21 protein-coding genes and 1 riboswitch are annotated in these 23,221 nt (G+C 69.1%); of the genes, 5 read left to right on the forward strand and 16 right to left on the reverse strand.

Annotation, left to right across the window (positions count from 1 at the left end; all coding sequences use genetic code 11):
* Nucleotides 1-51 precede the first annotated feature (51 nt).
* On the reverse strand, nucleotides 52-1,194 hold the full coding sequence (locus tag ACFYXB_RS12375) for a glycosyltransferase family 4 protein (protein ID WP_389580788.1): 1,143 nt from the start codon (nucleotides 1,192-1,194) through the stop codon (nucleotides 52-54).
* Nucleotides 1,195-1,343: 149 nt separating this feature from the next.
* On the opposite strand from ACFYXB_RS12375, the gene ACFYXB_RS12380 reads away from it, so the two are divergent.
* The gene (locus ACFYXB_RS12380; protein ID WP_389580791.1) at nucleotides 1,344-2,579 is read left to right on the forward strand and encodes a glycosyltransferase 87 family protein; all 1,236 of its coding nucleotides are present in this window, start codon (nucleotides 1,344-1,346) and stop codon (nucleotides 2,577-2,579) included.
* Between the two features lie 29 nt (nucleotides 2,580-2,608).
* Here ACFYXB_RS12380 and ACFYXB_RS12385 read toward each other — a convergent pair whose 3' ends face one another.
* From ACFYXB_RS12385 to ACFYXB_RS12405, 5 genes are all read right to left on the reverse strand, one after another.
* Nucleotides 2,609-3,799: a hypothetical protein gene (locus ACFYXB_RS12385; protein WP_389580793.1), complete on the reverse strand. Its 1,191-nt coding sequence runs from the start codon at nucleotides 3,797-3,799 to the stop codon at nucleotides 2,609-2,611.
* 29 nt (nucleotides 3,800-3,828) lie between these two features.
* Nucleotides 3,829-4,845 carry an NlpC/P60 family protein gene (locus tag ACFYXB_RS12390; RefSeq protein WP_389580796.1) on the reverse strand — a complete coding sequence of 339 codons (1,017 nt, stop codon included), beginning with the start codon at nucleotides 4,843-4,845 and terminating at the stop codon, nucleotides 3,829-3,831.
* 243 nt (nucleotides 4,846-5,088) lie between these two features.
* Nucleotides 5,089-6,123 (reverse strand): NlpC/P60 family protein, encoded by a 1,035-nt coding sequence (locus ACFYXB_RS12395; RefSeq protein ID WP_389580798.1) that lies wholly within the window; start codon nucleotides 6,121-6,123, stop codon nucleotides 5,089-5,091.
* Between the two features lie 209 nt (nucleotides 6,124-6,332).
* Nucleotides 6,333-7,676, reverse strand: a complete 1,344-nt coding sequence (locus tag ACFYXB_RS12400; RefSeq protein WP_389580801.1) for an NYN domain-containing protein — start codon at nucleotides 7,674-7,676, stop codon at nucleotides 6,333-6,335.
* Between the two features lie 40 nt (nucleotides 7,677-7,716).
* A complete protein-coding gene (locus ACFYXB_RS12405) occupies nucleotides 7,717-7,956 on the reverse strand; it encodes a hypothetical protein (protein WP_351354090.1) in 240 nt (79 codons plus the stop codon).
* A gap of 155 nt (nucleotides 7,957-8,111) precedes the next feature.
* On the opposite strand from ACFYXB_RS12405, the gene ACFYXB_RS12410 reads away from it, so the two are divergent.
* Entirely contained in the window at nucleotides 8,112-8,855 is a 744-nt protein-coding gene (locus ACFYXB_RS12410) for a rhomboid family intramembrane serine protease (RefSeq protein WP_389580805.1), read from the forward strand.
* Entirely contained in the window at nucleotides 8,852-9,133 is a 282-nt protein-coding gene (locus ACFYXB_RS12415; RefSeq protein ID WP_100572304.1) for an Lrp/AsnC family transcriptional regulator, read from the forward strand. Before ACFYXB_RS12410 ends, ACFYXB_RS12415 begins: the two co-directional genes overlap by 4 nt.
* A 35-nt stretch (nucleotides 9,134-9,168) precedes the next feature.
* On the opposite strand, the gene ACFYXB_RS12420 is transcribed toward ACFYXB_RS12415, so the two are convergent.
* The 6 genes from ACFYXB_RS12420 to ACFYXB_RS12445 all read right to left on the reverse strand — a co-directional run bounded on the left by ACFYXB_RS12420 (nucleotide 9,169) and on the right by ACFYXB_RS12445 (nucleotide 16,363).
* The gene (locus ACFYXB_RS12420; protein ID WP_389580808.1) at nucleotides 9,169-10,530 is read right to left on the reverse strand and encodes an aminotransferase class V-fold PLP-dependent enzyme; all 1,362 of its coding nucleotides are present in this window, start codon (nucleotides 10,528-10,530) and stop codon (nucleotides 9,169-9,171) included.
* A gap of 215 nt (nucleotides 10,531-10,745) precedes the next feature.
* Nucleotides 10,746-10,862, reverse strand: a riboswitch (SAM riboswitch).
* Nucleotides 10,863-10,937: 75 nt separating this feature from the next.
* The gene (gene trpD, locus ACFYXB_RS12425; RefSeq protein WP_389580811.1) at nucleotides 10,938-12,002 is read right to left on the reverse strand and encodes an anthranilate phosphoribosyltransferase; all 1,065 of its coding nucleotides are present in this window, start codon (nucleotides 12,000-12,002) and stop codon (nucleotides 10,938-10,940) included.
* 164 nt (nucleotides 12,003-12,166) lie between these two features.
* Nucleotides 12,167-13,804, reverse strand: a complete 1,638-nt coding sequence (locus ACFYXB_RS12430) for a cytochrome bc complex cytochrome b subunit (protein WP_389580814.1) — start codon at nucleotides 13,802-13,804, stop codon at nucleotides 12,167-12,169.
* Nucleotides 13,801-14,859, reverse strand: a complete 1,059-nt coding sequence (locus tag ACFYXB_RS12435; protein ID WP_388503826.1) for a Rieske 2Fe-2S domain-containing protein — start codon at nucleotides 14,857-14,859, stop codon at nucleotides 13,801-13,803. Before ACFYXB_RS12435 ends, ACFYXB_RS12430 begins: the two co-directional genes overlap by 4 nt.
* Nucleotides 14,856-15,668, reverse strand: a complete 813-nt coding sequence (locus ACFYXB_RS12440) for a c-type cytochrome (protein ID WP_389580817.1) — start codon at nucleotides 15,666-15,668, stop codon at nucleotides 14,856-14,858. Before ACFYXB_RS12440 ends, ACFYXB_RS12435 begins: the two co-directional genes overlap by 4 nt.
* A 74-nt stretch (nucleotides 15,669-15,742) precedes the next feature.
* Nucleotides 15,743-16,363, reverse strand: coding sequence for a heme-copper oxidase subunit III (locus ACFYXB_RS12445; RefSeq protein ID WP_388503830.1), 621 nt, complete (start codon nucleotides 16,361-16,363; stop codon nucleotides 15,743-15,745).
* 146 nt (nucleotides 16,364-16,509) lie between these two features.
* Between ACFYXB_RS12445 and ACFYXB_RS12450 the strand changes: the two genes are divergently transcribed.
* Complete coding sequence (locus ACFYXB_RS12450) at nucleotides 16,510-16,911, forward strand: hypothetical protein (protein WP_389580820.1); 402 nt, start codon at nucleotides 16,510-16,512, stop codon at nucleotides 16,909-16,911.
* A gap of 102 nt (nucleotides 16,912-17,013) precedes the next feature.
* Here ACFYXB_RS12450 and ACFYXB_RS12455 read toward each other — a convergent pair whose 3' ends face one another.
* The 4 genes from ACFYXB_RS12455 to coxB form a co-directional block, all read right to left on the reverse strand.
* Nucleotides 17,014-18,279 (reverse strand): Ig-like domain-containing protein, encoded by a 1,266-nt coding sequence (locus tag ACFYXB_RS12455; protein ID WP_389580823.1) that lies wholly within the window; start codon nucleotides 18,277-18,279, stop codon nucleotides 17,014-17,016.
* A gap of 149 nt (nucleotides 18,280-18,428) precedes the next feature.
* Nucleotides 18,429-18,827 carry a cytochrome c oxidase subunit 4 gene (locus tag ACFYXB_RS12460; RefSeq protein ID WP_389580825.1) on the reverse strand — a complete coding sequence of 133 codons (399 nt, stop codon included), beginning with the start codon at nucleotides 18,825-18,827 and terminating at the stop codon, nucleotides 18,429-18,431.
* Nucleotides 18,824-20,554, reverse strand: a complete 1,731-nt coding sequence (gene ctaD / locus ACFYXB_RS12465) for a cytochrome c oxidase subunit I (RefSeq protein WP_389580827.1) — start codon at nucleotides 20,552-20,554, stop codon at nucleotides 18,824-18,826. Before ctaD ends, ACFYXB_RS12460 begins: the two co-directional genes overlap by 4 nt.
* Nucleotides 20,551-21,510 (reverse strand): cytochrome c oxidase subunit II, encoded by a 960-nt coding sequence (gene coxB / locus ACFYXB_RS12470; RefSeq protein WP_351354056.1) that lies wholly within the window; start codon nucleotides 21,508-21,510, stop codon nucleotides 20,551-20,553. The genes ctaD and coxB overlap by 4 nt, the downstream gene beginning before the upstream one ends.
* Before the next feature lie 316 nt (nucleotides 21,511-21,826).
* Here coxB and ACFYXB_RS12475 point away from each other — a divergent pair, with 316 nt between their 5' ends.
* The gene (locus ACFYXB_RS12475) at nucleotides 21,827-23,203 is read left to right on the forward strand and encodes a cysteine desulfurase/sulfurtransferase TusA family protein (RefSeq protein ID WP_389580829.1); all 1,377 of its coding nucleotides are present in this window, start codon (nucleotides 21,827-21,829) and stop codon (nucleotides 23,201-23,203) included.
* The last annotated feature ends 18 nt before the right edge of the window (nucleotides 23,204-23,221 follow it).

Raw genomic sequence — 23,221 nt, forward strand, 5'->3', positions numbered from 1 at the left:
CTGTCATGGCCGCAGCATGGGCGGATTATTTCGCTCCGCCTAGGGCAGCGGCTACAGCAGCGTCTTCAGCTTCTCCGCCAGCAGATCCCAGCGCCATTTCTCCTCGACCCACTGCCGGCCCCGCTCCCCCATGCGGCGGCGCAGTTCGGGGTCGGCGAGGAGTGCGGTGATGCGTTCGGCGGCCTCGTCCGGAAAGCCGCCCCGTACGACCCAGCCCGTCTCCCCGTCGAGCACCGCGTCCGGCGCGCCGCCGGAGTCACCCGCGACGACCGGCAGCCCGGTCGCGGAGGCCTCCAGGTAGACGATGCCGAGCCCCTCCACGTCGAGCCCGCCGCGCCGGGTGCGGCACGGCATGGCGAAGACGTCCCCGGCGCCGTAGTGCGCGGGCAGCTCCGACCAGGGCACGGCGCCGGTGAAGCGCACGGAGGCGGCGACCCCGGTCTCGTGCGCGAGGCGGCGCAGGTCCTTCTCGTACGGCCCGCCGCCGACGATCAGCAGCACCGCGTCCGGCTGTGCGGCGAGGATGCGGGGCATGGCCCGGATCAGCGTGTCCTGGCCCTTCCTGGGCACCAGCCGCGAGACGCACACCACCACCGGCCGGTCGCTCAGCCCGAGCCGCGCCCGCACCTCGTCGCCGCCCGAGTCCGGGTGGAAGGTCTTCTCGTCGACACCGGGCGGCAGCTGCACCATGCGCCCGGCCGCATCCGGGGTCAGCGCGTCCGCGATCCGCGAGCGCGTGTACTCCCCGAGGTAGGTCATCGTGTCCGTCGCCTCGCCGATCCGGCGCAGCAGCTGCCGCGCGGCGGGCAGCTGGGCCCAGCCGGCCTCGTGCCCGTGCGCGGTGGCCACCAGCCGCTCGGCGGCCGCCTTCCTGAGCGCGGGCGCCATCAGTCCGAGCGGCGCCGCCGCACCGAACCACACCGACGTGCACCCGTGCTCCCGCAGCAGCCCGACGGCCCGCCGGGTCGCCGCGGGCGTGGGCAGCAGCATCGTCGTACGGTCCCGTACGACGGTGAAGGGCTGCTCGGCGTCGAACGCAGCCGTGGCCTCGGCGCCCTCCGGGCCGCGCTTCCAGGTGGAGGCGTAGACGACCAGCCGCTCGGGATCCAGTCGCAGCGCCATATTGTGCAGGAACGCCTGGATGCCGCCGGGCCGGGGCGGGAAGTCGTTGGTCACGATGAGGGTCTTGTGCATCGTCGCCGACCCTACCGGGCCCGTCGGCGGCGGGGCACGCGCGCCCACGGCCGTGCTTCATGGCCCTCGCACAGTGCGGCGGGAGATCATGTGGCGGTCCTGCGGAACAGGACGACACGGAACCGGACAGTCGACGGACAGAGGATCAGGTGAACAGGACGGGCGCGGGACGGGCGCTGGCGTGGCTGCTCGGCACCTGGGGTGCCACCCGGCTGGTGCTGCTGCTCTTCGTGTTCCGGGTGTTCGTCTTCCCGGGCGCCGACGTCACGAGCGACGTGTCGGTCATCTACCAGGGCTGGTACGAGGTGCTGCGCCAGGGCACCTTCCCGCTGGACGACGTCACCTGGCAGTACCCGCCCGCCGCCGCCCTCGCGATCCTCTCCCCCGCCGTCCTGCCGTTCCTCGCCTACCCCGCCGCCTTCTACGTCCTGGCCTGTCTCGCCGACCTGACCGTCCTGGCCCTCCTGTGCCGCACGGGCGCACGCCCAGGCCGGTCCCTGCGCGGCGCCCGGGTGTGGGTGGCGGGCCTCCCGCTCCTGGGCCCGACGGCCTACGCCCGCTACGACGTGATGGTGACCGCGGTGGCCGTGGCCGCACTGCTCGCGGGCGCCCGGCACCCCCGGCTCATGGGCGCGCTGGCGGGCTTCGCCGCGATGGTCAAGGTGTGGCCGGTCCTGCTGCTGGTGGGCGCGGTACGGCGCCGGGCATGGACGGCCGCGGCGGCCACAGCGGCCGGACTCGCGGCGCTCTTCGCACTCGCCATGCCCGGCGCCTTCGCCTTCGTCACCTTTCAGCGCGAACGGGGCACCGAGGTGGAGTCGCTGGGCGCCCTGGTCTTCCATGTGGCCCGGCACTTCGGCTGGCAGGGCGAGGTGCTGCTCAACTACGGCTCGGTGGAGTTCCTCGGCCCGTACGTCGACGTGGTCAGCGACGCCGCCCTGGCGCTCACCGGCGTCGCCTTCGGCTGGCTGCTGCTGTGGCGGCTGCGGGCGGTGCGCTTCCCGGCGCACACGCTCGCGGACGCGGCGTTCACGGCGACGCTGATGTTCACGGTCACCAGCCGGGTGATCAGCCCCCAGTACCTGGTGTGGCTGGTCGGTCTGGCCGCCGTCTGCCTGTGCTTCCGCGCGAGCCGGATGACCGTACCCACGCTCCTGTTGCTGGCGGCGGCCTTCGTCACGGTGCTGGAGTTCCCGATGGGCTTCTCGCACGTCGTGCTCAGCGACACGTACGGCACGGGCCTGCTCCTCCTGCGCAACGGCCTGCTGATCACCGCCACCCTCACCGCGGCCCACGCCCTGTGGCGCTCCACGGTCACGCCACCGTCGACGACCCCGCTGCCGAGTCAGGCGACCCGCGCGAAGGAGACTCCGGTCTCCTCCTGACGCCGGGCAAGGCCCATCGGGCTGCCGGCTCAGCCGAGTTGATCGCGGAGATAGTCCCGCCACTGCTCGGTGAACGCCTCCTGCGTCGTCCCGAGCACCTTCCGCAGCGCGTCCTCGACCGCGCCCGCCCGCTTCGGATGGGTGCCTACGGCGCGGTAGAACTCGCCGAGCCGGGCCTCGTCCCACCGGTCGGCGATCATCCGGCAGGCCAGCCAGCCGCCCTCGTACGCCCGGGCCAGCCGGACGGCGTCGCCGCTGAAGCCGAAGTCCGCGTCGGCGGGCAGGTCGTCCGGCACGTCGCCGTCCCGGACGGCGCGGGCGAGCTCCGGAGCGGCCTGTGCCGGCGTGCGGTCCGTGCCGAGGTAGCCGATCCAGTCGGCGTACCCCTCGGACAGCCACAGCGGGGTGGCGGCGTTCGTGTGGGTGCGGGTGGCCACATGGGTCGTCTCGTGGGTGAGCACGAGCTGCTTGCCGACCTCGCCGAGGAGGGCGTACGCGTCCGGGTTGACGACGACCCGGTCCGCGGGGGCCGTGCCGGAGCCTCCCGCCTCGCCGGTGGTGACGGCGGCGATTCCTCGGTAGGAGGAGGCCGGTGAGCCGAGGAGTCCCGCCATCTGCTCCAGGGACCCCGGTACGAGCACGACGACCCGGCGGGTCCAGTCCGTGCCCCACGCCCGTGACACCGCCGGGACGGCGCGGTCGGCGAGCCGCGCGTACGTGCGCAGCGTCCCGCCGGACTGTCCGACCCCCATGACGAGGCTGTGCTCGCCCGCGACGGCGGTCACCGCGCCCTGATCCCACAACTGCTCGCCCGCCTTCTTCGCGGGCCGGTCCGAGTCGACGTACCAGCGCCCGTCGGCCGTGAGCTTCAGGGTGAGCCGGCGCGCGGCGGTGACGGGGGCCTTGTCGTAGCCCCTGACGCGGTAGCTGAGCTCGGCGTCGGCGGTCGCCGTGGCGCCGGTGCGGTGCAGGGCGGTCAGGCGGTACGACCAGGATGCGAGCGGCACCTCGTGGAGGTTGTCGTATGCGGTGCGGGTGCCCGACTCGCCGTACGCCGTCGCATCGTGGTGCAGCAGCGCGGTCGCCCGCCGATCCAGCACCTGCTGCACCTCGGCCCGCGCGGTGTCGGCCTTGGGCGGTCCGCCGCACCCGGTGAGGGAGACGAGCAGCAGCGCGAGCGCCACCACTCCCGAGCGCCACGCCCGTCCACGACCAGCCATTTCCCGATCGTACGGCCCGCGGCGCGCGGTCAGACCCGGGTGACCGAGGAGATGGGCAGCATCCCGACCGGGTCATAGCGCACGGCCGCACCCGGGTAGGGGGCGTGGATCACCTGGCCGTTGCCCACATACATCGCCACGTGGCTGGCATCGGAGCGGTAGACGACCAGGTCGCCGGGCCGGGCCTGGGAGAGCGGGACGCGGTGGCCGGCGTACCGCTGCTCCTGCGAGGTGCGCGGCAGATGGACTCCGGCCCGGGCGTACGACCACTGCATCAGGCCCGAGCAGTCGAAGCTGGACGGTCCGCTCGCGCCCCAGACGTAGGGGCGGCCGAGGGCGGAACGGGCGGCGGCGACCGCGGCGGCGGCACGAGCGCCGAGGGGCGTGGCGTCCCCGAAGCCGGAAAAGTCGAAGCGGCCGTCGCGTGAGGCCCGCTCGTAGGCGGCGCGTTCCGCGTACGGCAGGGTGTCGAGCAGCTCCTGGGCCCGGGCGAGCTTGCGCTCCACGGTCCGCTTGTGCGAGGCGACGTCCGTGCGGCTCTTCTGCAGGTCGGCGAGCTTCCGGGCCGCCTCGGCGCGCTCCTGGTGCAGTGAGCGCACGGCCGACTGAAGCTCCCTGAGCTCGCCCGCCTGGCGGGCGCCGATCCGGTCCAGGAGGGATGCCTTGTCCAGGTAGTCGGCGGGGTCGGAGGACAGGAGCAGGGCGACGGCGGGGTCGATGCCGCCGGAGCGGTACTGCGCCCCGGCCAGCGAACCGACCTTCTCCCGCATGGTGTTGACGCGCTGTTGCTGCCGGGCGATCTGGTCCTGCGCGTCCCGGATCTGGCGGCGCAGCGTTCCGGCGTGCTCGTCGGCCTTGTTGTAGGCCTCGGTCTCCTGCTCGGCCTCCTCGTAGAGGCGGTCCACCTCCGCGCGGGTGTCGGTGTGCGGCGCGGCACCCGCCGGTACGGCGCCCAGGACGGCGGCCGTGGCGGACAACACGCTCAGGGCCGCGCCGGCGCCCCGGTCGAACCCGGACGACGGTGCAAGACGGCGATGAAACCCCACGGGGGCCGCACTCCTTCCGCTGGCGGGCAGTTGCCGCTTCCCGGATCGTCGGGACATCGAGCCCCGGCGGTGAAGGAAGCGCGCCAGACAGTAACCGCGCGGACACGTGGCGGCCAAAGACCTCGGCGGCCACACAACGTGACGCCCCGCCACTGACGCAGGTCAACGGCGGGGCGTGGAGTCAGTCGCGGTCTTCGTGATTCGCCCGTTCGGGCGCCACCGGAGCCGCGCTTTTGGCGTGGATCAGATCCGGACGCCGAACTGGAAGGGCATGTTGCCGATCGACTCGTACCGCACGACGGTGCCGGTGCGCGGCGCGTGCAGCACCTGGCCGTTGCCCGCGTAGAGGCCGACGTGGTGCAGGTCGCCGTAGAACAGGACCAGGTCGCCGACCTTGAGGTCGCTCTGGTTGTAGATGCGGGTACCGGCGTTGGCCTGCGCCTGCGAGGTGCGTGGGATGCCGACGCCGGCCTGCGCGTAGGCCCAGGAGGTCAGGCCCGAGCAGTCGAAGGAGGACGGGCCGGAGGCGCCGTAGACGTAGGGCGAGCCTATTCGGCTCTGGGCGGCCGAGAAAGCCGCGGCGGCGCGGCCGGAGGCGGAGCCGGTGTTGCCGAGGTCGACGCGCGCGGCGGAGGAGCGGCTGGCGCGGGCCTGCTCGGCGGCGAGCGCCGCCTTCTCCGCGGCGGTCAGGGTGTTGAGCAGCTTCTGCGCGTCGGCGAGCTTGCCCTGGACCTCGTTCTTCTTGTTCTTGAGCTCGGTGCGGGTGGAGGCGAGGTCCTTGAGCTTCTCGGTGGCCTCGGTCCGCTCCTGGGCGAGTTCGCGCTGTTTGTCCTGAATCTTCTTCAGAGCCTCGACCTGCTGGCCGCTCAACTGGTCGAGCGTGGACGCCTTGTCGAGGAAGCTGTCCGGGTCGGACGAGAGGAAGAGCTGGACGGACGGGTCTATGCCGCCGGAGCGGTACTGGGCGGTGGCCAGCGAACCCAGGCCGTCGCGCAGCTTGTTGAGCTCCTCCTGGCCGCGGGCCACGTTGTCCTGGATGGTGGAGATCTCCTTCTGGAGCTTCTCCTGCTTCTCCTTGGCCCCGTTGTACTTCTCGGTGGCCTGCTCCGCCTCTTGGTACAGCTTGTCGACCTTCGCCTTGACCTCGCTCTTGCTCGGCTTCTCGCTGGGCGCCGCGTTGGCGGCCTGCGCACTCAGAGCGACGGCAGCGGCGGCTGCGGTGGTCAGCACGGTCACGCGCGTGCGACTGGGCTGCTTGGGTCGACGGTGGGACGCCACGGAGACGGGCTCCTTCTTTTGAGTGATCACCCGTGCGGAGGTTCGAAGCCCGACCCTAGTGACCTTGCTGTGATCAGTTCAAATCCTCACGCGAAAAATCTCGTCACACCATGCATTCTTTGCACACAACTCACATGCCGTGATGCCCACTTGACACTGGGTGGCGTACAAGACGGATCAATTCGGGCATTAGGCCCGTACGTTGACCTTCACGACAGTCGCTTGAGAAGCACCGCAGAGGCGACGGGTCGGGCACCAGCCTTCGCGATCCCGTCGGCCACCTCGCGGTCGGTCGACACGACGATCACCGGGCGGCCCGGCGGTTCGGCGCGCACCAGTTGGCGGATCAGCTCGTCCGCGGTGACACCCGGCCTGGAGAACAGCACCCGCACACCGCGCGGCGGGGCGAGCAGCACCGGCGCGGCCAGCTCGGCGCCGTCGAAGACGCACGTCACCTCCGCGCCGGTCTGCGCGGCGAGCTGCGAGAGCTGACCGAGCAGCCTCAGGCGCTGCTTCTCGAGCGGCATCTGGGGATAGCCGGTCTTGGTGACGTTGTAGCCGTCGACGACCAAGTGCGCCTGCGGCAGGGCGAGAAGCTGGTCGAGGATCGCGGGGTCGTGCTCGGACAGGGCCCGCGCGGCGATGTCCTTCGGGGTCATTCGTCCCGGTTCGACCGCATCCACGGTCTCGGCGGGGCGCACCGAGACGGGCGGCAACGCCAGTTCCCTGCGCAGCCCTTGAGTCGCGTCGAGCACGGTGTCGAGCAGCAGCCTGAGGCGCATGTCCTCGACGCTGCGGCCCTCGCGAGCCGCTCTCCGGGTGGCCTCCAGGGCGGCTTCCGCCTCTCCCAGGCGGGCCTTGAGGCGCCGGGCCTCACTCTCGGCGGCGGACACCTGCGCCTGCCCCTCGGCCCGTGCGGACTCCATCTCGGCCTGCGTCTTGCGCAGCGCGGCCTCGCCCCGCTTGACGTCACTGAGGGCCGCCCGGAGCTTGCGGTGAAGCGATTCGGCTTCCTTCTTCGCCGACTCCAGCTCACCGCGCAGCCGTTCGGTCTCGGTACGGGTCTGCTCGCGGGCCCGGTCCAGCTCCTCGCGCAGCCGCTCCAGCTCGGCCCGGCTCTCCTCGTCGGCGCGCTCGGCGTGCGCGCGCTGGGCCTCCTCGCCGGCAGCGGTGACGAGCTTCACCCAGCCCGCGGGGCGCAATACATAGGCCGCGGCCGCCACGTCGAGCGGATCCGCGGCCGGGGGCGGCGAGCCGGAGTCGAGGGCGCCGGCGAGTTCCGGCTGGGCCTCTCTCAGCTTCTCGCCGATGCGCTGCCGGAACAGCGTGTCGGTCTCCAGGGCCGCGGCCATGGCGTTGCCCGCGAACTTTGCCCGGCGATTAGGTGCGAAGCGGGCATACTGCCGCAACTGGGCGGGCAGTTCACCAACCGTCAGCCCGCCGAAGCCGTCCGACACGATCTGCACGACACGCCGACGCACCCCGTCGGGCAGCGGACGGTCAAGCACCTCGGCGGTGCCGTCGCCCGGCCCCCCGCCTGCGGTCTCCACCATCCGTCACACCCCATCACCTGTGCGAGGCCGCCTCCTTCGCTCAGGAGTCGGCGCCCGGCCTGTCCACGAGTTCCACCTGATCCACCGCGTTGCACCAACGGCAGCGCACCGACTCGATGCTCTCACTGAGCACCTCGCGCTCCTCGACCTTCGGTTCACCAGCCAGGTCGAGGTGGACGTACTCCACGACCTTCGACGCACGGGTCACGTCGAAGCGCGTAAGGTTGCCGCAGAGGGTGCAGCGCCACCGCGTCGTGGCGGTCGGCAGGGGAACCGGCATCGTGGCTGTTCGCTTCCTTCTAGTGTCCTTGACACGTCGACTCCCCGACGCGTGTGGCTCGTAACCCTACGGCCTGGCGGGTACCCGCCGTCCATCCATCCATGGCGGCGAGGCAGTCTGTGCCAGTGCGTCCCGTTACGTCATGCTCTGTGTTCATGATCAGCAACTGGAACAGGGCGGCCGACCGGACCTTCAGGACCCCGCGAGGCTCATCGGCACCGATGACGTACACCCTGATCGCCGTGTGCTGTCTGATCTTCGTGATCGGCCCGGCGGCGGGGCTCAATCCGGCGTACGGCACCGGTGACGAGCTGCTCGCCGCGCAGCGGGCGTACTTCCGCCACTGGGGCGTGGTCCCGGCGAACCTGTTCGACGGGCCCGCCCGGGAGGCCCTCACCCCGGCCACGGCCCTGTTCGTGCACGGCAGCTGGGTGCATCTGCTCGGCAACATGCTCTTCCTCTATGTCTTCGGAGCGATGACCGAGGAGCGGATGGGCCGGGTGCAGTTCACCCTGTTCTACGTCGGCTGCGGCTATCTGGCACTGCTCGGCTACGCGGCCGCCAACGCCGCCTCCCAGCAGTCCCTGGTGGGTGCGTCCGGAGCGATCTCGGCGGTGCTCGGCGCGTTCCTGTTCCTGTTCCCCGGCGCCCGTGTCACCAGTCTGCTCCCGTTCCTGTTCTTCCTCCCGCTGCGCTTCCCCGCGTGGGTCGTGCTGCCGTTCTGGGCGGCGCTGCAGTGGCTGGCGGCAGGACAGGCGTCGTCCGGGCCGGGGGTCGCCTATCTGGCCCACCTGGTGGGCTTCTCGCTGGGCTTCGTCTTCGCGTGGGTGCGGTTCGGACGTGGGACTAAAGTGAAGGCCGCCCCAGCTCCGGCTCCCGAGGGAGAGAACCAGCCGTGATCACCGCGATCGTCCTCATCAAGACCAGCGTGGACCGGATCCCCGAGATCGCGGAGCAGATCGCTTCGCTGGATTCGGTGAGCGAGGTCTTCTCCGTCACCGGTACATACGACTTGATCGCGATGGTGCGTGTGCGGCAGCACGAGGATCTCGCGGAGGTCATTCCCGGGCGGATCAGCAAGATTCCGGGGGTGGAGGGTACGGACACGCATGTCGCGTTCCGGACGTACTCGCAGCATGACCTCGAGGCGGCGTTCGCCATCGGACTCGACTCCTGACCGGCTGAACACCGCCTCACGGCACCGTCAGAACCTCACACCGCCGGGACGCAGCGGCCGTTCTCCGTGTGGTACTGCCACTTCGCGCCCTCGCGGACCAGCTCCTTCACCGCGTCGACGAAGCGCTCCACGTGCTCATCCGGGGTGCCCGCACCGAAGCTCACTCGGATCGCGTTGAGGGACTTCTCCCCCGGGTTCGCCTCGGGGGCGCCGCACTCGCCCTGGGTCTCGGGGGCGCTGCCCAGCAGGGTGCGGACCAGGGGGTGGGCGCAGAAGAGGCCGTCGCGGACGCCGATGCCGTGCTCGGCGGAGAGCGCGGCGGCGAAGTGCGAACTGTTCCAGCCCTCGACCACGAAGGACAGCACGCCCACGCGCGGGGCGTCGTCGCCGAAGAGGGACAGGACGCGCACCTCGGGGACCTCGGCGAGGCCCGCCCGGACCTTCTCGATCAGGTGCCGCTCACGGGCCACCAGGGTGTCGAAGCCGGCCTCGGTGAGCGCCTTGCAGGCCGACGCGATCGAGTAGGCGCCAATGACGTTAGGGGAGCCTGCCTCGTGCCGGGCGGCGCTGTCGTGCCACTCCACGGCCACTCCCCCGTCCACGCGCCGGGTGACCTTGCGGCTGGCGCCGCCACCGGCCAGGTACGGCTCCGCCTCCTGGAGCCAGTCGGCGCGACCCGCGAGGACGCCGGAGCCGAAGGGGGCGTACAGCTTGTGGCCGGAGAAGGCGACCCAGTCGACGTCCAGGTCGCGCACCGACACCGGGTGGTGCGGAGCCAGCTGGGCGGCGTCGAGCACGATGCGGGCGCCGTGCGCGTGGGCGGCGGCGGCCAGCTCGCGTACGGGCCACAGCTCGCCCGTGACGTTCGAGGCGCCGGTGACGCAGACCAGGGCCGGGCCGTGGGGGTCGCGGTCGGCGAGGGCGCGCTCCAGGGTCTCGACGGCCTGACGCGGGGTGCGAGGCGCGTCGAGGTAGGTGACCTGCGCGTTCTTCCAGGGCAGAAGGCTCGCGTGGTGCTCGGTCTCGAAGACGAAGACCTGGCAGTCGGTCGGGAGCACGACAGCCAGGAGGTTCAGGGAGTCGGTCGTCGAGCGGGTGAAGATCACCTGGTCGGAAGCGCGGCAGTCGAGGAACTCGGCGACCGTCTTGCGGGCGTTCTCGAACAGGTCGGTCGAGAGCTGGGAGAGGTAGCCGGCGCCGCGGTGGACGCTGCCGTAATAGGGGGCGTACGCGGCCACGTCGTCCCAGACGCGCTGGAGCGCGGGGGCGCTGGCCGCGTAGTCGAGGGCGGCATAGGTGACGTCGCCGCCGGTGACGAGCGGGACGGTGACATCACGGCCCAGAACGGGCAGCGGGACGCAGACGCTCTGGTCGGCGGCAGCGGTGACGACGGACATGACGGAACTCCCGTGAAGGCAGGTGAGGGGGTTTGGGGGGCACCCCGAAGAAAGGACACAGCCACCGCGCGAGCGGGCATCGCTCAGCGCGGGTGAGGTGAAAAAAAAGGGGTACACGGAGCGGGGCTCGGCGGCCCTATCGCATTCGCTTGCTCACGGGAGACTCCCTCGAACGACCAGGACCCCTGGCTGTGTTCACTCAAACGAGTGCGAGGGGTCCGCGCTTGCCGTAGACCTCTCTGCCTACGGCCTGGTCTTCACCCGGGGCACCCCGCCACGGACGGAGGGTTGCCGGACAGTCGGCCGGGGCCTCATGACTGTCACTCATGACCTGATCAAGAACCTATGCGAAGTGATCGATGTCCCGCAACCCGTATCCGGATCGCGGGACATCGACCGGTGAAGCGCTACGCGTTGCTCGCGGCGGCCCAGCGCTCGAGCGTCCTCTTCGCCGCGCCGGAGTCGATCGACTCCGCGGCCTTCTCCATCCCGGCCCGGATCTGGCCCGCCAGCGGTCCGTCCCCCGGCTCCAGGGCCACGAGTGCCGCCGCCGAGTTCAGCAGTACAGCGTCCCGGACGGGGCCCGTCTCGCCGTCCAGGAGGCGCCGGGCGACGCCGGCGTTGTAGGCCGGGTCGGCGCCCCGCAGGGCCTCCACCGGCACCAGCTCGAGGTCGACGTCCCGCGGGTCGAAGGCCTCCTCGGTGACCTTGCCGTCCCGTACGACCCACACCCGGGAGGTGGCGGTGGTCGTCAGCTCGTCGAGGCCGTCGTCCCCGCGGAACACCAGCGCGGACGAGCCGCGCTCGGCGAGCACGCCCGCCATGAGCCCGGCCATCCGGGTGTCGAAGCAGCCGATGGCCGAGGAGGCGACCCTGGCGGGGTTGGTCAGCGGGCCCAGCAGGTTGAACGAGGTCGGAATCCCGAGGTCCCGCCGGACCCCGCCGACGAACCGCATCGAGGGGTGGAACTTGGCCGCGAAACAGAAGGTGATCCCGGCCTCCTCCACCACCTCGGCCACCCGCTCGGGCGACAGGTCCAGGTTGATGCCGAGTTGCTCCAGCACGTCGGACGAGCCGCTCGCCGAGGACGACGCCCGGTTGCCGTGCTTGACGACTTTCGCGCCGGTCCCCGCGATCACGATGGAGGACATCGTGGAGATGTTGACCGTCTTGGCCATGTCGCCGCCCGTACCGACGATGTCGACGGCCGGTCCCGGGATGTGCAGCGGTCGCGCGTGGGCGTACATCGCCTCGACGAGACCGGTGATCTCCTCGACCGTCTCCCCCTTGGCCCGCAGGGCCACCAGGAAGCCCGCCATCTGGGCGTCGGCGGCCTCCCCGCTCATGATGCGGTCCATCGCCCACGCCGTGTCACCGGCGCTCAGGTCCTGCCCGGCGAGCAGTGCGTTCAGGACGGCGGGCCAGGAACGGCCCGCCGCGGTGTCGCCTCCAGCGGGGGTCACAGCGCTCATCAGCCGCTCCTGGTTCGTAGAAACGTGATCGTGGAAACGTGCTCGTGAAACGTGCTCACGGACACGTACAAGCCGCCTCCACCCTATCGACCCCCGGACACGGCGAAGGGCCCCGTCCGAACACCGGACGGGGCCCTTCGACCGTGGTGTGGCGTGCGCAGCGATCAGTGGTGGCCGTGGCCGCTCGTGATCTCCTTGTACTCCTCGACGGTGGGCTTCGTGATCTGGGAGTCCTCGCCGTAGAGGGCGTCGCTGAGCTTCGCGCGCAGCTTCTCCGGGCCCTTCACCTTGCGCTCGACACCGTTCTCGTCGACCGTCGCGCCGATCGCGGCCGGCTCGTACTGGTGGTGGGCCGTGAGGGTGTGCAGCTGCTCCTGGCTGAGCGGCTCGTGCACCTCGATGAACTCACCGTGCGGCAGTCGCTTGATGATGCCGGTCTCGCGACCGTGCAGCACCTTCTCCCTGTCGCGGCGCTGCAGGCCGAGGCAGATCCGCTTGGTGAGGAGGAACGCGATGACCGGTCCGACGAAGAAGAAGATCCGGACGAACCAGGTCACCGCGTTGATCGACAGGTGGAAGTGCGTGGCCCACAGGTCGTTGCCGCCGCCGACGAGCAGCGTCATGTACACCGTCATCCAGGCGACACCGATGCCGGTGCGGGTCGGGGCGTTGCGCGGGCGGTCCAGGATGTGGTGCTCGCTCTTGTCGCCGGTGACCCAGGACTCGATGAACGGGTAGACCGCGATCGCGACCAGGACCAGCGGGAAGATCACCAGCGGGATGAACACGCCCAGGACGAGCGTGTGGCCCCAGAAGTCGATCTCCCAGCCCGGCATGAAGCGGATCAGACCCTCGGAGAAGCCCATGTACCAGTCGGGCTGGGCGCCGGTGGACACCTGGTCCGGACGGTAGGGGCCCATGGCCCAGATCGGGTTGATCTGGGCGATCGCCGCGATGGCCGCAATGACACCGAAGACCAGGAAGAAGAAGCCTCCGGCCTTGGCCATGTAGACCGGCAGCAGCGGCATGCCGACGACGTTCTTCTCGGACTTTCCGGGACCCGCGAACTGCGTGTGCTTGTGGTAGAAGACCAGGATCAGGTGGCCGACCACCAGGCCGAGCATGATGCCCGGCAGCAGCAGGATGTGGATCGAGTAGAACCGGGCCACGAAGTCGTGACCGGGGAACTGCCCGCCGAAGAGGAAGAACGACAGGTACGTGCCCACGATCGGCACGGACAGGATCGCGCCCTCCATGAAGCGAACACCGGTGCCGGAGAGCAGGTCGTCCGGGAGCGAGTAACCGGTGAAACCGGTGAACATGCCCAGGACGAACAGCAGGAACCCGAACAGCCAGTTGACCTCACGCGGCTTGCGGAACGCGCCGGTGAAGAACACGCGCATCATGTGCACGAACATGCCGGCGAGGAAGATCAGCGCGGCCCAGTGGTGGATCTGCCGCATGAGCAGACCACCGCGCACGTCGAACGAGATGTGCAGGGTCGAGTTGAACGCCTCGGACATCAGCTGTCCCTGCAGCGGGACGTAGCTGCCGTGGTACTCCACCTCGTTCATCGACGGGTGGAAGAACAGCGTCAGATACACACCCGTGAGGATGATGATGATGAAGCTGTAGAGGCAGACCTCACCCAACATGAACGACCAGTGGTCGGGGAAGATCTTGCGCATGTTGGCCTTGGCCAGGGAGTAGATCCCCAGCCGACCGTCGGCCCAGTCGGCCACGCGCTCGCCGGCCGGCTCCTTCCCGCGGGTGCGGGACTGTTCGTTGGTCGTAGTGCTCATCCGCGCTCCCAGAATGCAGGACCGACGGGCTCCTCGAAGTCGCCGAGCGCCTGGAGGTAACCCTCGTCGTTCACGCCGATGCGGAGCTGCGGCAGGGCGTGACCGGCGGGGCCGAAGATCACTCGGGCACCGTCGGAGAGGTCGAAGGTGGACTGGTGGCACGGGCACAGCACGTGGTGCGTCTGCTGCTCGTACAGGGAGATCGGGCAACCGACGTGGGTGCAGATCTTCGAGTACGCCACGATGCCCTCGTGCGACCACTCGAGCTCGCGCTTGTCCTTGATGTTGTCCGGCTGGAGCCGGACGATCATCAGGGCCGCCTTGGCGATCTCGGTCTGGAACTCCTCGTCGGTCTCCTCCAGGCCCGTGGGCTTGGCGAAGGTCAACGAGCCGACCTGGACGTCCGAGGGACGCAGCGGCTCGTTGGTGTTCATGTTGACGAGCAGCTTGCCCTTCGCCCACAGGGTGTGGCGCAGCGAGGTGCCGGGCAGCGGGCCGAGGTCACGCAGCAGGACGAGGCCGGACAGCGGCACCAGGGTGAGCGCGCCGAACATCGTGTTGCGGATCAGCTTGCGGCGGCCGAGCGCCGACTCCTTGGCGCCCTGCTTGAAGTCCGCGTGGACCTTCGCGCGAACCTCCGGCTCGGCCTCGATCGGGTGGCGCTCGTCGGCGATCTCCACGTCGGACATCAGGGTGCGGGCCCAGTGGACCGCGCCCGCGCCGATGCAGAACAGCGCCACGGCGAGCGTCAGGCCCAGCGCGAAGTTCAGCGCGCTGAGGTGACCGATCGGGAAGACGAAGATCGACTTGTCCGACGGGATCGCCACGTAGGCGGCGATGAAGGCGACAGTGGCCAGCATCGACACCGTGAACAGGAAGGCGACGACACGCTCGGACCGCTTGGCGGCCCGCTCGTCGATGTCCTGGATCCGGTGCTCGTGGGGCGGCAGCCCCGGGTCGGCGAACGGGTCCTTCTCGTCCGCGATACTCACCGCGCCGTGCGCGGCCTCCTGCTCAGCGGGCAGGTTCTCTTCTGGAATGTCTTGGCTACTCATGACTTCTTGGCCTTTGCGGTCCGAGCGGCGACCCAGACGGCGACCGCGACCAGTGCGCCCAGTCCGAAGATCCACGCGAACAGACCCTCAGTGACCGGCCCGAGGCCGCCCAGCTCGAGACCGCCGGGGTTGTTCGTCTGGTCGCTGTTGACCGCGTTCAGGTACGCGATGATGTCCTTCTTGTTCTTCTCCGACATCGTCGTATCGGGGAAGGACGGCATGTTCTGCGGGCCGGTCAGCATGGCCTCGTACATGTGCTTCGGGGAGACGCCCTCGAGATTCGGCGCGTACTTGCCCTTGGTGAGGGCACCGCCCTTGCCGGTGAAGTTGTGGCACTGCGCGCAGTTGGTGCGGAACAGCTCGCCACCCTTGGCGATGTCCGCGCCCTCCGGGCCGTACTGCGCCGCAGTCGGCTTCTCGGGACCGGCACCCAGCGAGGCGATGTAGGCCGCGAGCTGGTCGATCTGGCCCTGCGTGTAGATGTTCTTCTTCTGCGGGACCTGCGGACCATCGGAGGTGGCGGCCGGCATACGGCCGGTGCCGACCTGGAAGTCGACCGCCGCCGCACCCACGCCCACCAGGCTCGGGCCGTCGGAGGAGCCCTGGCCACCGGTGCCGTGACAGCTGGCGCAGCCGACCGAGTAGAGCTTCTTGCCCTCCTCGATGGTCAGGGACTGTTCGGCTACGTCGGCCTGCGCCTTGCTCGCGGGCGCGAACAAGGCGTACAGCCCCCCGGTGGCCGCCAGCGCGAGGAGTAGGACGACGACCGCCGCCAGCGGATGGCGTCGTCGTGCGGAGAGCTTTTTCACGGATTACCCCGGTGTCAGGATCTTCTGCGTCGATGCTTCTGGGATGGATCGGTGGCCGTCGTGCGGCGCGCCGATTACTTGATCAAGTAGATCGTGGCGAAAAGGCCGATCCAGACGACATCGACGAAGTGCCAGTAGTAGGACACGACGATGGCCGCGGTCGCCTGCTCGTGCGTGAACCTCTTCGCCGCGTACGTGCGGCCGAGGACCAGCAGGAAGGCGATGAGACCGCCCGTCACGTGCAGGCCGTGGAAGCCGGTGGTCAGGTAGAACACCGAGCCGTACGGGTCGGAGGACAGCGAGATGCCGTCCTTCTTGACCAGCTCGGTGTACTCGTAGATCTGACCGCCGATGAACATCGCGCCCATGATGAAGGTGACGATGAACCAGCCGCGGAGCTTCTTCACGTCACCCCGCTCGGCGGCGAACACGCCGAGCTGGCAGGTGAGCGAGGAGAGCACCAGGATCGTGGTGTTCGTCGCGGAGAAGGGCACGTTGAGCGCGTGCGCCATCTCCTTCCAGTGATCCGGTCCGGTCACCGATCGAAGGGTGAAGTACATCGCGAAGAGGGCCGCGAAGAACATCAGCTCGGAACTCAGCCAGATGATGGTTCCGACGCTGGTGAGGTTCGGCCGGTTGACCGACGGGTGCGCGTGCCCGGTTTCTACTGTCGTTGCTGTCGCCACGACCGACATTATGTCGGTCGCTTATCTCGCCCTCACCCCGGGGGGTGCCGTTCGGAGTGTCTCTACCCGCCATACCGGTGTTGACGTGGTGTTCAGGGGAGTAACATCCGCCCCAAACGGCCCTGTCCGTACGACGCCGACGTCCCGGAGGAACAATGCAGCCGACCGCCACGGTGCTGGTCTACAGCGACGACTCCAACACCCGCGAGCAGGTACGGATGGCCACGGGCCGGAGGCCGGCTCCTGACGTTCCGTTGGTCGAGTTCGTGGAGTGCGCGACGCCTGCGGCGGTTCTGCGCGAGTTGGACAAGGGCGGCATCGATGTCGTCGTCCTGGACGGCGAGGCCGTGCCCATGGGCGGCATGGGGTTGTGCCGGCAGATCAAGGACGAAGTGTTCAACGCCCCGCCGGTGTTGCTGCTCATGGGGCGGCCGCAGGATGCGTGGCTGGCGACGTGGAGTCGGGCCGAGTCGGCGGTGACGCTGCCGCTGGAGCCTGTGGAGTTCGCGGCCGCGCTGGCCTCTCTTTTGCGGCAGAAGAAGTTGCAGAGCGCCTGACAGCTCGGGGCGCGAGGTGTGTGCGCGACTGCCGGTGGTGTGTGGCCTGTCGCGCCCACGCGGCGGAGCCGCTATCAACACAGCCCCGCGCCCCTAGGTAAGTCACACCGCCGTTGGCTGGAGCCTTGCCGATGCCTGCTGTGTTGCTACGTCCGGCGTGCCTGTACCCGTCAGGGCGCTGCCTGTGCGCCACTTCGTCCAGTCCACGTTCCAGTCGCCGAAGCCGTTGCCGAAAGGTTCCATCGTGGCGCCGTTGGAGTTGACGACCCTGACGATGTCGCCGGGGCGGACGTAGTCGTAGAACCACTCGGCATTGCTGGTGTTCATGCCGGTGCAGCCGTGGCTGACGTTGGCGTAGCCCTGGGAGCCCACGGACCAGGGGGCGGCGTGAACGTACTCGCCGGACCAGGTGACGCGGGTAGCCCAGTAGACGGGCAGGTCGTACGAGTCGGACGTGCCCTGGGCGATGCCGACGGTCTCACTGCGCATACGTACGAAGTACTGCTTCTCCAGGACGACCTTGACGCCGTTGCGGGTCTCGAAGCCGGGCTTGCCCGTGGTGATCGGGAGCTGTTTGATCTGGGCGCCGTTCTTGTAGATCGTCATCTGGTGCGTGGCGGCGTCCGTGATGGCCTCGACCCGGTCGCCCGTGGTGATTTTCAGGGCCTTGGTCTTGCCACCCCGCAGCCGGTCGCCGACCTTCACGCCCTCCAGGTTGCTGTGCACCTGGATGGTGGCGTGGGCGGGCCAGTAGTCCTTGGGGCGGAAGTGGAGCTGCTTGTCGTCCACCCAGTACCACGCGCCCTCCACGGCGGGCACGGAGTCGACTCTGAGGGCCCGTTCGACGATCTCGCGCTGGACCTTGTCCTTGACGGGATGGTTGAGGTCGGCCGTGATGGGCTGCCCGACCCCGTACTCGCCCGCCTTCGGCCCGAAAGTGACGTCCAAGGTCTTCTTGCTGGTGGACTTGCTGGTGTCGAAGGTGAAGGCCTTGCGGCCCTGGGCACCGTCGTCGTCCTCCGTGCTGATCCGCACCGTGTAGTGGGCGTTGGCGGCCAGCGGGGAGGTGCTGTGCCATCGGCTGCCGTCGGCGGCGAGTTCGCCCGCCACATAGCGTCCCGTGGCGTCCACGGCGGTGACGTCGATGATGCGTCCGTCGCCGTTGGCGGTGACCTCCAGGGGCTTGTCCGGGTCGGCCTTCTTCCCGCTCTCGGTGGGGCCGCTGAAGGAGATCTGGCCCGCCGCGTCGTACGGCTTGGCCGACAGGGGGTTGCCGTCCGAGCTGCTGCAGGCGGTGACGCCCGCGCCGAGGGCGGTCACCAGCAGAATGCAGCCGACGACAGTACGGGTGCGCGGAAGCTTGCTCATGCGCTTCACGCTAAGGAGGTTCGTCAACCGGGGCACGGTGGGTGGCTCGTTCGGGGGAATGGCCGTACGGCCAGAGGCACCGTACGGAAAAAGCAGAAGCCCGGACCTCCTGGCGGAGTGTCCGGGCTCCCGGCTGCGTTCGGCGCGTGCTACTGGGTGCGGTTCTCACCGTGGTAGTACTCGAAGACCCAGCCGAACAGGCCGATCATGATGATCGGGGCCGAGAAGTACAGCAGCCACCAGCCGACCGCGATGCCGAGGAAGGCCAGCGCGCCGCCGATGCCGAGGGCGAGCGGCTGCCAGCTGTGCGGGGCGAAGAAGCCCAGCTCGCCCGCTTCGTCGGCGACGTCGGCCTCCTTGTTGTCCTGGGCACCCGCGTCGACCCGCCGGGCGGTGAAGCCCAGGTAGAAGCCGATCATGATGCTCAGACCGAAGGCCAGGAAGAGCGCCGTGGTGCCGGCCGGCTCCTTCGACCACACGCCATAGACGATCGCCATGACGAGCATGAAGACGCTCAGCCACAGGAACATCCGACCCTGGATCTTCACTTGCCGGCCTCCTTGCTGCCCGCGATGGCGCCGTGACCGGCGTGCTCCAGCTGCTCGAGGGCGGCGATCTCAGGGTGGTGCAGGTCGAACGCCGGGGATTCGCTGCGGATCCGCGGCAGGGTGAGGAAGTTGTGCCGCGGCGGCGGGCAGGACGTCGCCCACTCGAGCGAACGGCCGTAGCCCCACGGGTCGTCGACCTCGATCTTCTTGCCGTACTTCGCCGTCTTCCAGACGTTGTAGAGGAACGGCAGTATCGACAGACCGAGCAGGAACGAACCGATCGTCGAGACCGTGTTCAACGTGGTGAAGCCGTCGGCCGCGAGGTAGTCCGCGTAACGACGCGGCATGCCCTCGGCACCCAGCCAGTGCTGCACCAGGAACGTGGTGTGGAAGCCGATGAACAGCGTCCAGAAGGTGATCTTGCCGAGGCGCTCGTCCAGCATCTTGCCGGTCATCTTCGGCCACCAGAAGTGGAATCCGGCGAACATCGCGAAGACCACCGTACCGAAGACGACGTAGTGGAAGTGCGCCACCACGAAGTACGAGTCGGAGACGTGGAAGTCCATCGGCGGCGAGGCCAGGATGACACCGGTCAGACCACCGAAGGCGAAGGTGATCAGGAAGCCCGTCGCCCACAGCATCGGTGTCTCGAAGGACAGACTGCCCTTCCACATGGTGCCGATCCAGTTGAAGAACTTCACACCGGTCGGGACCGCGATCAGGAAGGTCATGAAGGAGAAGAACGGCAGCAGCACACCGCCCGTGACGTACATGTGGTGGGCCCACACCGTCACGGACAGACCCGCGATGGAGATCGTCGCGGCGATCAGGCCCATGTAGCCGAACATCGGCTTGCGGGAGAAGACCGGGATGATCTCACTGACGATGCCGAAGAACGGCAGCGCGATGATGTACACCTCTGGATGGCCGAAGAACCAGAACAGGTGTTGCCATAGCAAGGCCCCGCCGTTGGCTGCGTCGAAGACATGGGCGCCGAACTTGCGGTCGGCCTCCAGGGCGAACAGCGCGGCCGCCAGGACCGGGAAGGCGAGCAGGACCAGGACGGCGGTCAGCAGCACGTTCCACACGAAGATCGGCATGCGGAACATGGTCATGCCCGGGGCACGCATGCAGATGATCGTGGTGATGAAGTTGACCGCGCCGAGGATGGTGCCGAAGCCGGAGAAGGCCAGACCCATGATCCACATGTCGGCGCCGATGCCCGGGCTGCGGACCGCGTCCGACAGAGGGGAGTAGGCGAACCAGCCGAAGTCGGCCGCACCCTGCGGGGTGAGGAAGCCGCCGACGGCGATGGTCGAGCCGAACAGGTAGAGCCAGTAGGCGAACATGTTCAGCCGCGGGAACGCCACGTCGGGCGCGCCGATCTGGAGCGGCATGATCCAGTTCGTGAAACCGGCGAACAGCGGCGTCGCGAACATCAGCAGCATGATCGTGCCGTGCATCGTGAACGCCTGGTTGAACTGCTCGTTCGACATGATCTGCAGACCGGGGCGAGCGAGCTCGGCGCGCATGAGCAGCGCCATCACGCCGCCGATCAGGAAGAACGCGAACGACGTGACGAGATACAGCGTTCCGATCGTCTTGTGGTCGGTGGTGGTGAGCCACTTGACCACGACGTTGCCGGGCTGCTTGCGCCTGACCGGCAGCTCGTTCTCGTAAGAGTCCTCGGCTGCCGCGGCACCCTGGGGTTCATTGAGGATGCTCACAGGTTGTTCGTCTCCCGGTTCTTCTCGTGGCTCGTCTGCGCGATGCCGGCGGGAATGTAACCGGTCTGCCCCTTCTTGACGAGGTCCTTGAGGTGCTGCTCGTAGCGCTCCGGGGAGACGACCTTCACGTTGAACAGCATCCGGGAGTGGTCGACGCCGCAGAGCTCGGCGCACTTGCCCAGGAAGGTGCCCTGGTGGTTCGGAGTCACCTGGAAGGCGTTGGTGTGGCCCGGGATGACGTCCTGCTTCATGAGGAACGGCACCACCCAGAAGGAGTGGATGACGTCACGAGAGGTGAGGACGAAGCGGACCGTCTTGCCCTCGGGAAGCCAGAGGGTGGGACCGGGATTGCCGGTCTGCGGGTTCCGCGTACCCGGCGTACCGACGTCGTAGACACCGCCGGCGTCCACCGGGAAGTCCTTCTTGAACCGGTCCGGAATCGCGTCCAGGTTCGCGTCGGTCTTCGCGTTGCCCGTGGAACCGGGAACGTTTTCGATGTAGTTGAAGCCCCAGCTCCACTGGAAGCCGACCACGTTGACCGTGAGGTCGGGCTTCTTGGAGAGGTCCAGGAGCTTCGACTCGTCCCGGGCCGTGAAGTAGAACAAGACCGAGATGATGATGATCGGGACCACCGTGTACAGCGCCTCGATCGGCATGTTGTACCGGGTCTGCGGAGGAACCTCGACCTTGGTGCGGCTGCGCCGGTGGAACATGGCGCTCCACAGGATCAGGCCCCACACCAGCACGCCGACGGCGAGCGCGGCAGCCCAGGAGCCCTGCCACAGGGAGAGGATCCGCGGAGCCTCTTCCGTGGTCGGGGTGGGCATACCAAGGCGGGGGAAGTCCTTGTATGTGCAACCGGTTGCGGTCGCCAGGACCAGGCCCGCGGTCATTGCCTGCAGCAGCTTCCGCCGCATCGGGCGCCGCGGCGAGCGGTCGGAGCCGTTGGGACTCACGTAGCGCCTTCCCGAGAGTCTCGCCCGCGCGGTCGGCTGCGGCCTTCTCGCTGGTCGGTCGCCGCCCTGCGTCGGGCAGGGGTTTGGATGTTTATGCGGACCAAACCCTAGCCGACGCCATCCGGGGGTTCGCGGGGAGGGGGGCATACGCGTCACCCGGTCACCCCGAAGGGGGTTGGGCCGCCTAATAGCTCGGGGATTTGCGCGGATTGGCGGGTGCGAGCTCGGTGGGCGCTGGTCGCGCCCACGCGGCAGAGCCGCATATCGGCACAGACCCGCGCCCCTTTCGTACCGGCCGGCGTTTTAACGTTGCCGTATGGCCTACTTCGACGCTGCCTCCTCCGCTCCTCTTCATCCCGTTGCCCGTCAGGCGTTGTTGGCCTCGCTGGACGAGGGGTGGGCCGACCCCTCCCGTTTGTACCGGGAAGGGCGGCGGGCGCGGATGTTGCTCGATGCCGCTCGGGAGGCTGCCGCCGGGGCCGTGGGGTGTCGGCCCGACGAGCTTGTCTTCACCTCCTCCGGCACCCGGGCCGTGCATGCCGGTGTCGCCGGGGCGTTGGCCGGTCGACGTCGGAGTGGACGTCACCTGATCGTGTCAGCCGTCGAGCACTCCTCGGTGCTCCATTCGGCCGATGCGTTCGAGGCCGACGGAGGGTCGGTGACCCGGGTTCCGGTGGCGCGGTCGGGTGCAGTGAGCGTCGAGTCGTACGGGAGCGCGCTGCGGGACGACACCGCGCTGGCCTGCTTGCAGTCGGCCAATCATGAGGTCGGGACCATGCAGCCGGTGGCTGAGGTGGCCGAGGTGTGCCGGACCGCCGGGGTGCCCCTGCTGGTGGACGCGGCCCAGTCGCTGGGGTGGGGGCCGGTCGAGGGTGACTGGTCGTTGTTGACGGCCAGTGCTCACAAGTGGGGCGGGCCGTCGGGGGTCGGGCTGCTCGTCGTACGGAAGGGCGTGCGGTTCGCGGTCCAAGGACCCGTGGACGAGCGGGAGTCGGGGCGGGCGGCCGGGTTCGAGAACCTGCCGGCGATCGTGGCGGCAGCGGCCTCGCTGCGGGCGGTGCGGGCCGAGGCGGACCGGGAGGCGGTACGTCTGCGGGAGCTGACGGAGCGGATCCGCGCGCGGGTATCGGAGTTGGTGCCGGACGTGGAGGTGGTCGGCGATCCGGAGCGGCGGCTGCCGGGGATCGTCACCTTCTCCTGTCTCTATGTCGACGGGGAGACCTTGCTCCACGAGTTGGACCGGGAGGGCTTCTCCGTCTCGTCCGGATCGTCCTGTACGAGCAGCACGCTGACGCCGAGCCATGTCCTCAAGGCGATGGGGGTGCTGAGCGAGGGGAACGTACGGGTGTCCCTGCCGCCGGGGACGGCGGAGGCGGACGTGGAGCGGTTCCTGTCCGTGCTGCCGGGTGCCGTCGCCGGGGTGCGGGAGAAGCTGGGGGCACCCACGCCGGTGACCGAGGTTCGGGCCGCGGAACTCCTCGTGGACGCCCTCGGCAAACGCTGCCCGATTCCGGTGATCGAGCTGGCCAAGGTCATCGGCGACGTACCGGTGGGCGGCACGGTGCGAGTCCTGTCGGACGACGAGGCGGCCCGGCTGGACATTCCGGCTTGGTGCGAGATGCGGGGGCAGGAGTACGTGGGGGAAGAACCGGCGGAGAAGGGCATGGCCTACTTGGTACGCCGGTTGGCCTAGGGCCTGTTGCGAAAGTCC

This window comes from Streptomyces sp. NPDC002619, assembly GCF_042889305.1.
GTDB lineage: Bacteria > Actinomycetota > Actinomycetes > Streptomycetales > Streptomycetaceae > Streptomyces.

What these genes read in the sequence shown, in the direction of transcription:
- ACFYXB_RS12475 (WP_389580829.1), top strand. Translation starts at nt 21,827, where the DNA reads ATGGCCTACTTCGACGCTGCCTCCTCCGCTCCTCTTCATCCCGTTGCC.
- ACFYXB_RS12410 (WP_389580805.1), top strand. Translation starts at nt 8,112, where the DNA reads ATGATCAGCAACTGGAACAGGGCGGCCGACCGGACCTTCAGGACCCCG.
- ACFYXB_RS12450 (WP_389580820.1), top strand. Translation starts at nt 16,510, where the DNA reads ATGCAGCCGACCGCCACGGTGCTGGTCTACAGCGACGACTCCAACACC.
- ACFYXB_RS12435 (WP_388503826.1), bottom strand. Translation starts at nt 14,859, where the DNA reads ATGAGTAGCCAAGACATTCCAGAAGAGAACCTGCCCGCTGAGCAGGAG.
- ACFYXB_RS12445 (WP_388503830.1), bottom strand. Translation starts at nt 16,363, where the DNA reads ATGTCGGTCGTGGCGACAGCAACGACAGTAGAAACCGGGCACGCGCAC.
- ACFYXB_RS12430 (WP_389580814.1), bottom strand. Translation starts at nt 13,804, where the DNA reads ATGAGCACTACGACCAACGAACAGTCCCGCACCCGCGGGAAGGAGCCG.
- ACFYXB_RS12375 (WP_389580788.1), bottom strand. Translation starts at nt 1,194, where the DNA reads ATGCACAAGACCCTCATCGTGACCAACGACTTCCCGCCCCGGCCCGGC.
- trpD (WP_389580811.1), bottom strand. Translation starts at nt 12,002, where the DNA reads ATGAGCGCTGTGACCCCCGCTGGAGGCGACACCGCGGCGGGCCGTTCC.
- ACFYXB_RS12385 (WP_389580793.1), bottom strand. Translation starts at nt 3,799, where the DNA reads ATGGCTGGTCGTGGACGGGCGTGGCGCTCGGGAGTGGTGGCGCTCGCG.
- ACFYXB_RS12455 (WP_389580823.1), bottom strand. Translation starts at nt 18,279, where the DNA reads ATGAGCAAGCTTCCGCGCACCCGTACTGTCGTCGGCTGCATTCTGCTG.
- ACFYXB_RS12405 (WP_351354090.1), bottom strand. Translation starts at nt 7,956, where the DNA reads ATGCCGGTTCCCCTGCCGACCGCCACGACGCGGTGGCGCTGCACCCTC.
- ACFYXB_RS12420 (WP_389580808.1), bottom strand. Translation starts at nt 10,530, where the DNA reads ATGTCCGTCGTCACCGCTGCCGCCGACCAGAGCGTCTGCGTCCCGCTG.
- ACFYXB_RS12400 (WP_389580801.1), bottom strand. Translation starts at nt 7,676, where the DNA reads ATGGTGGAGACCGCAGGCGGGGGGCCGGGCGACGGCACCGCCGAGGTG.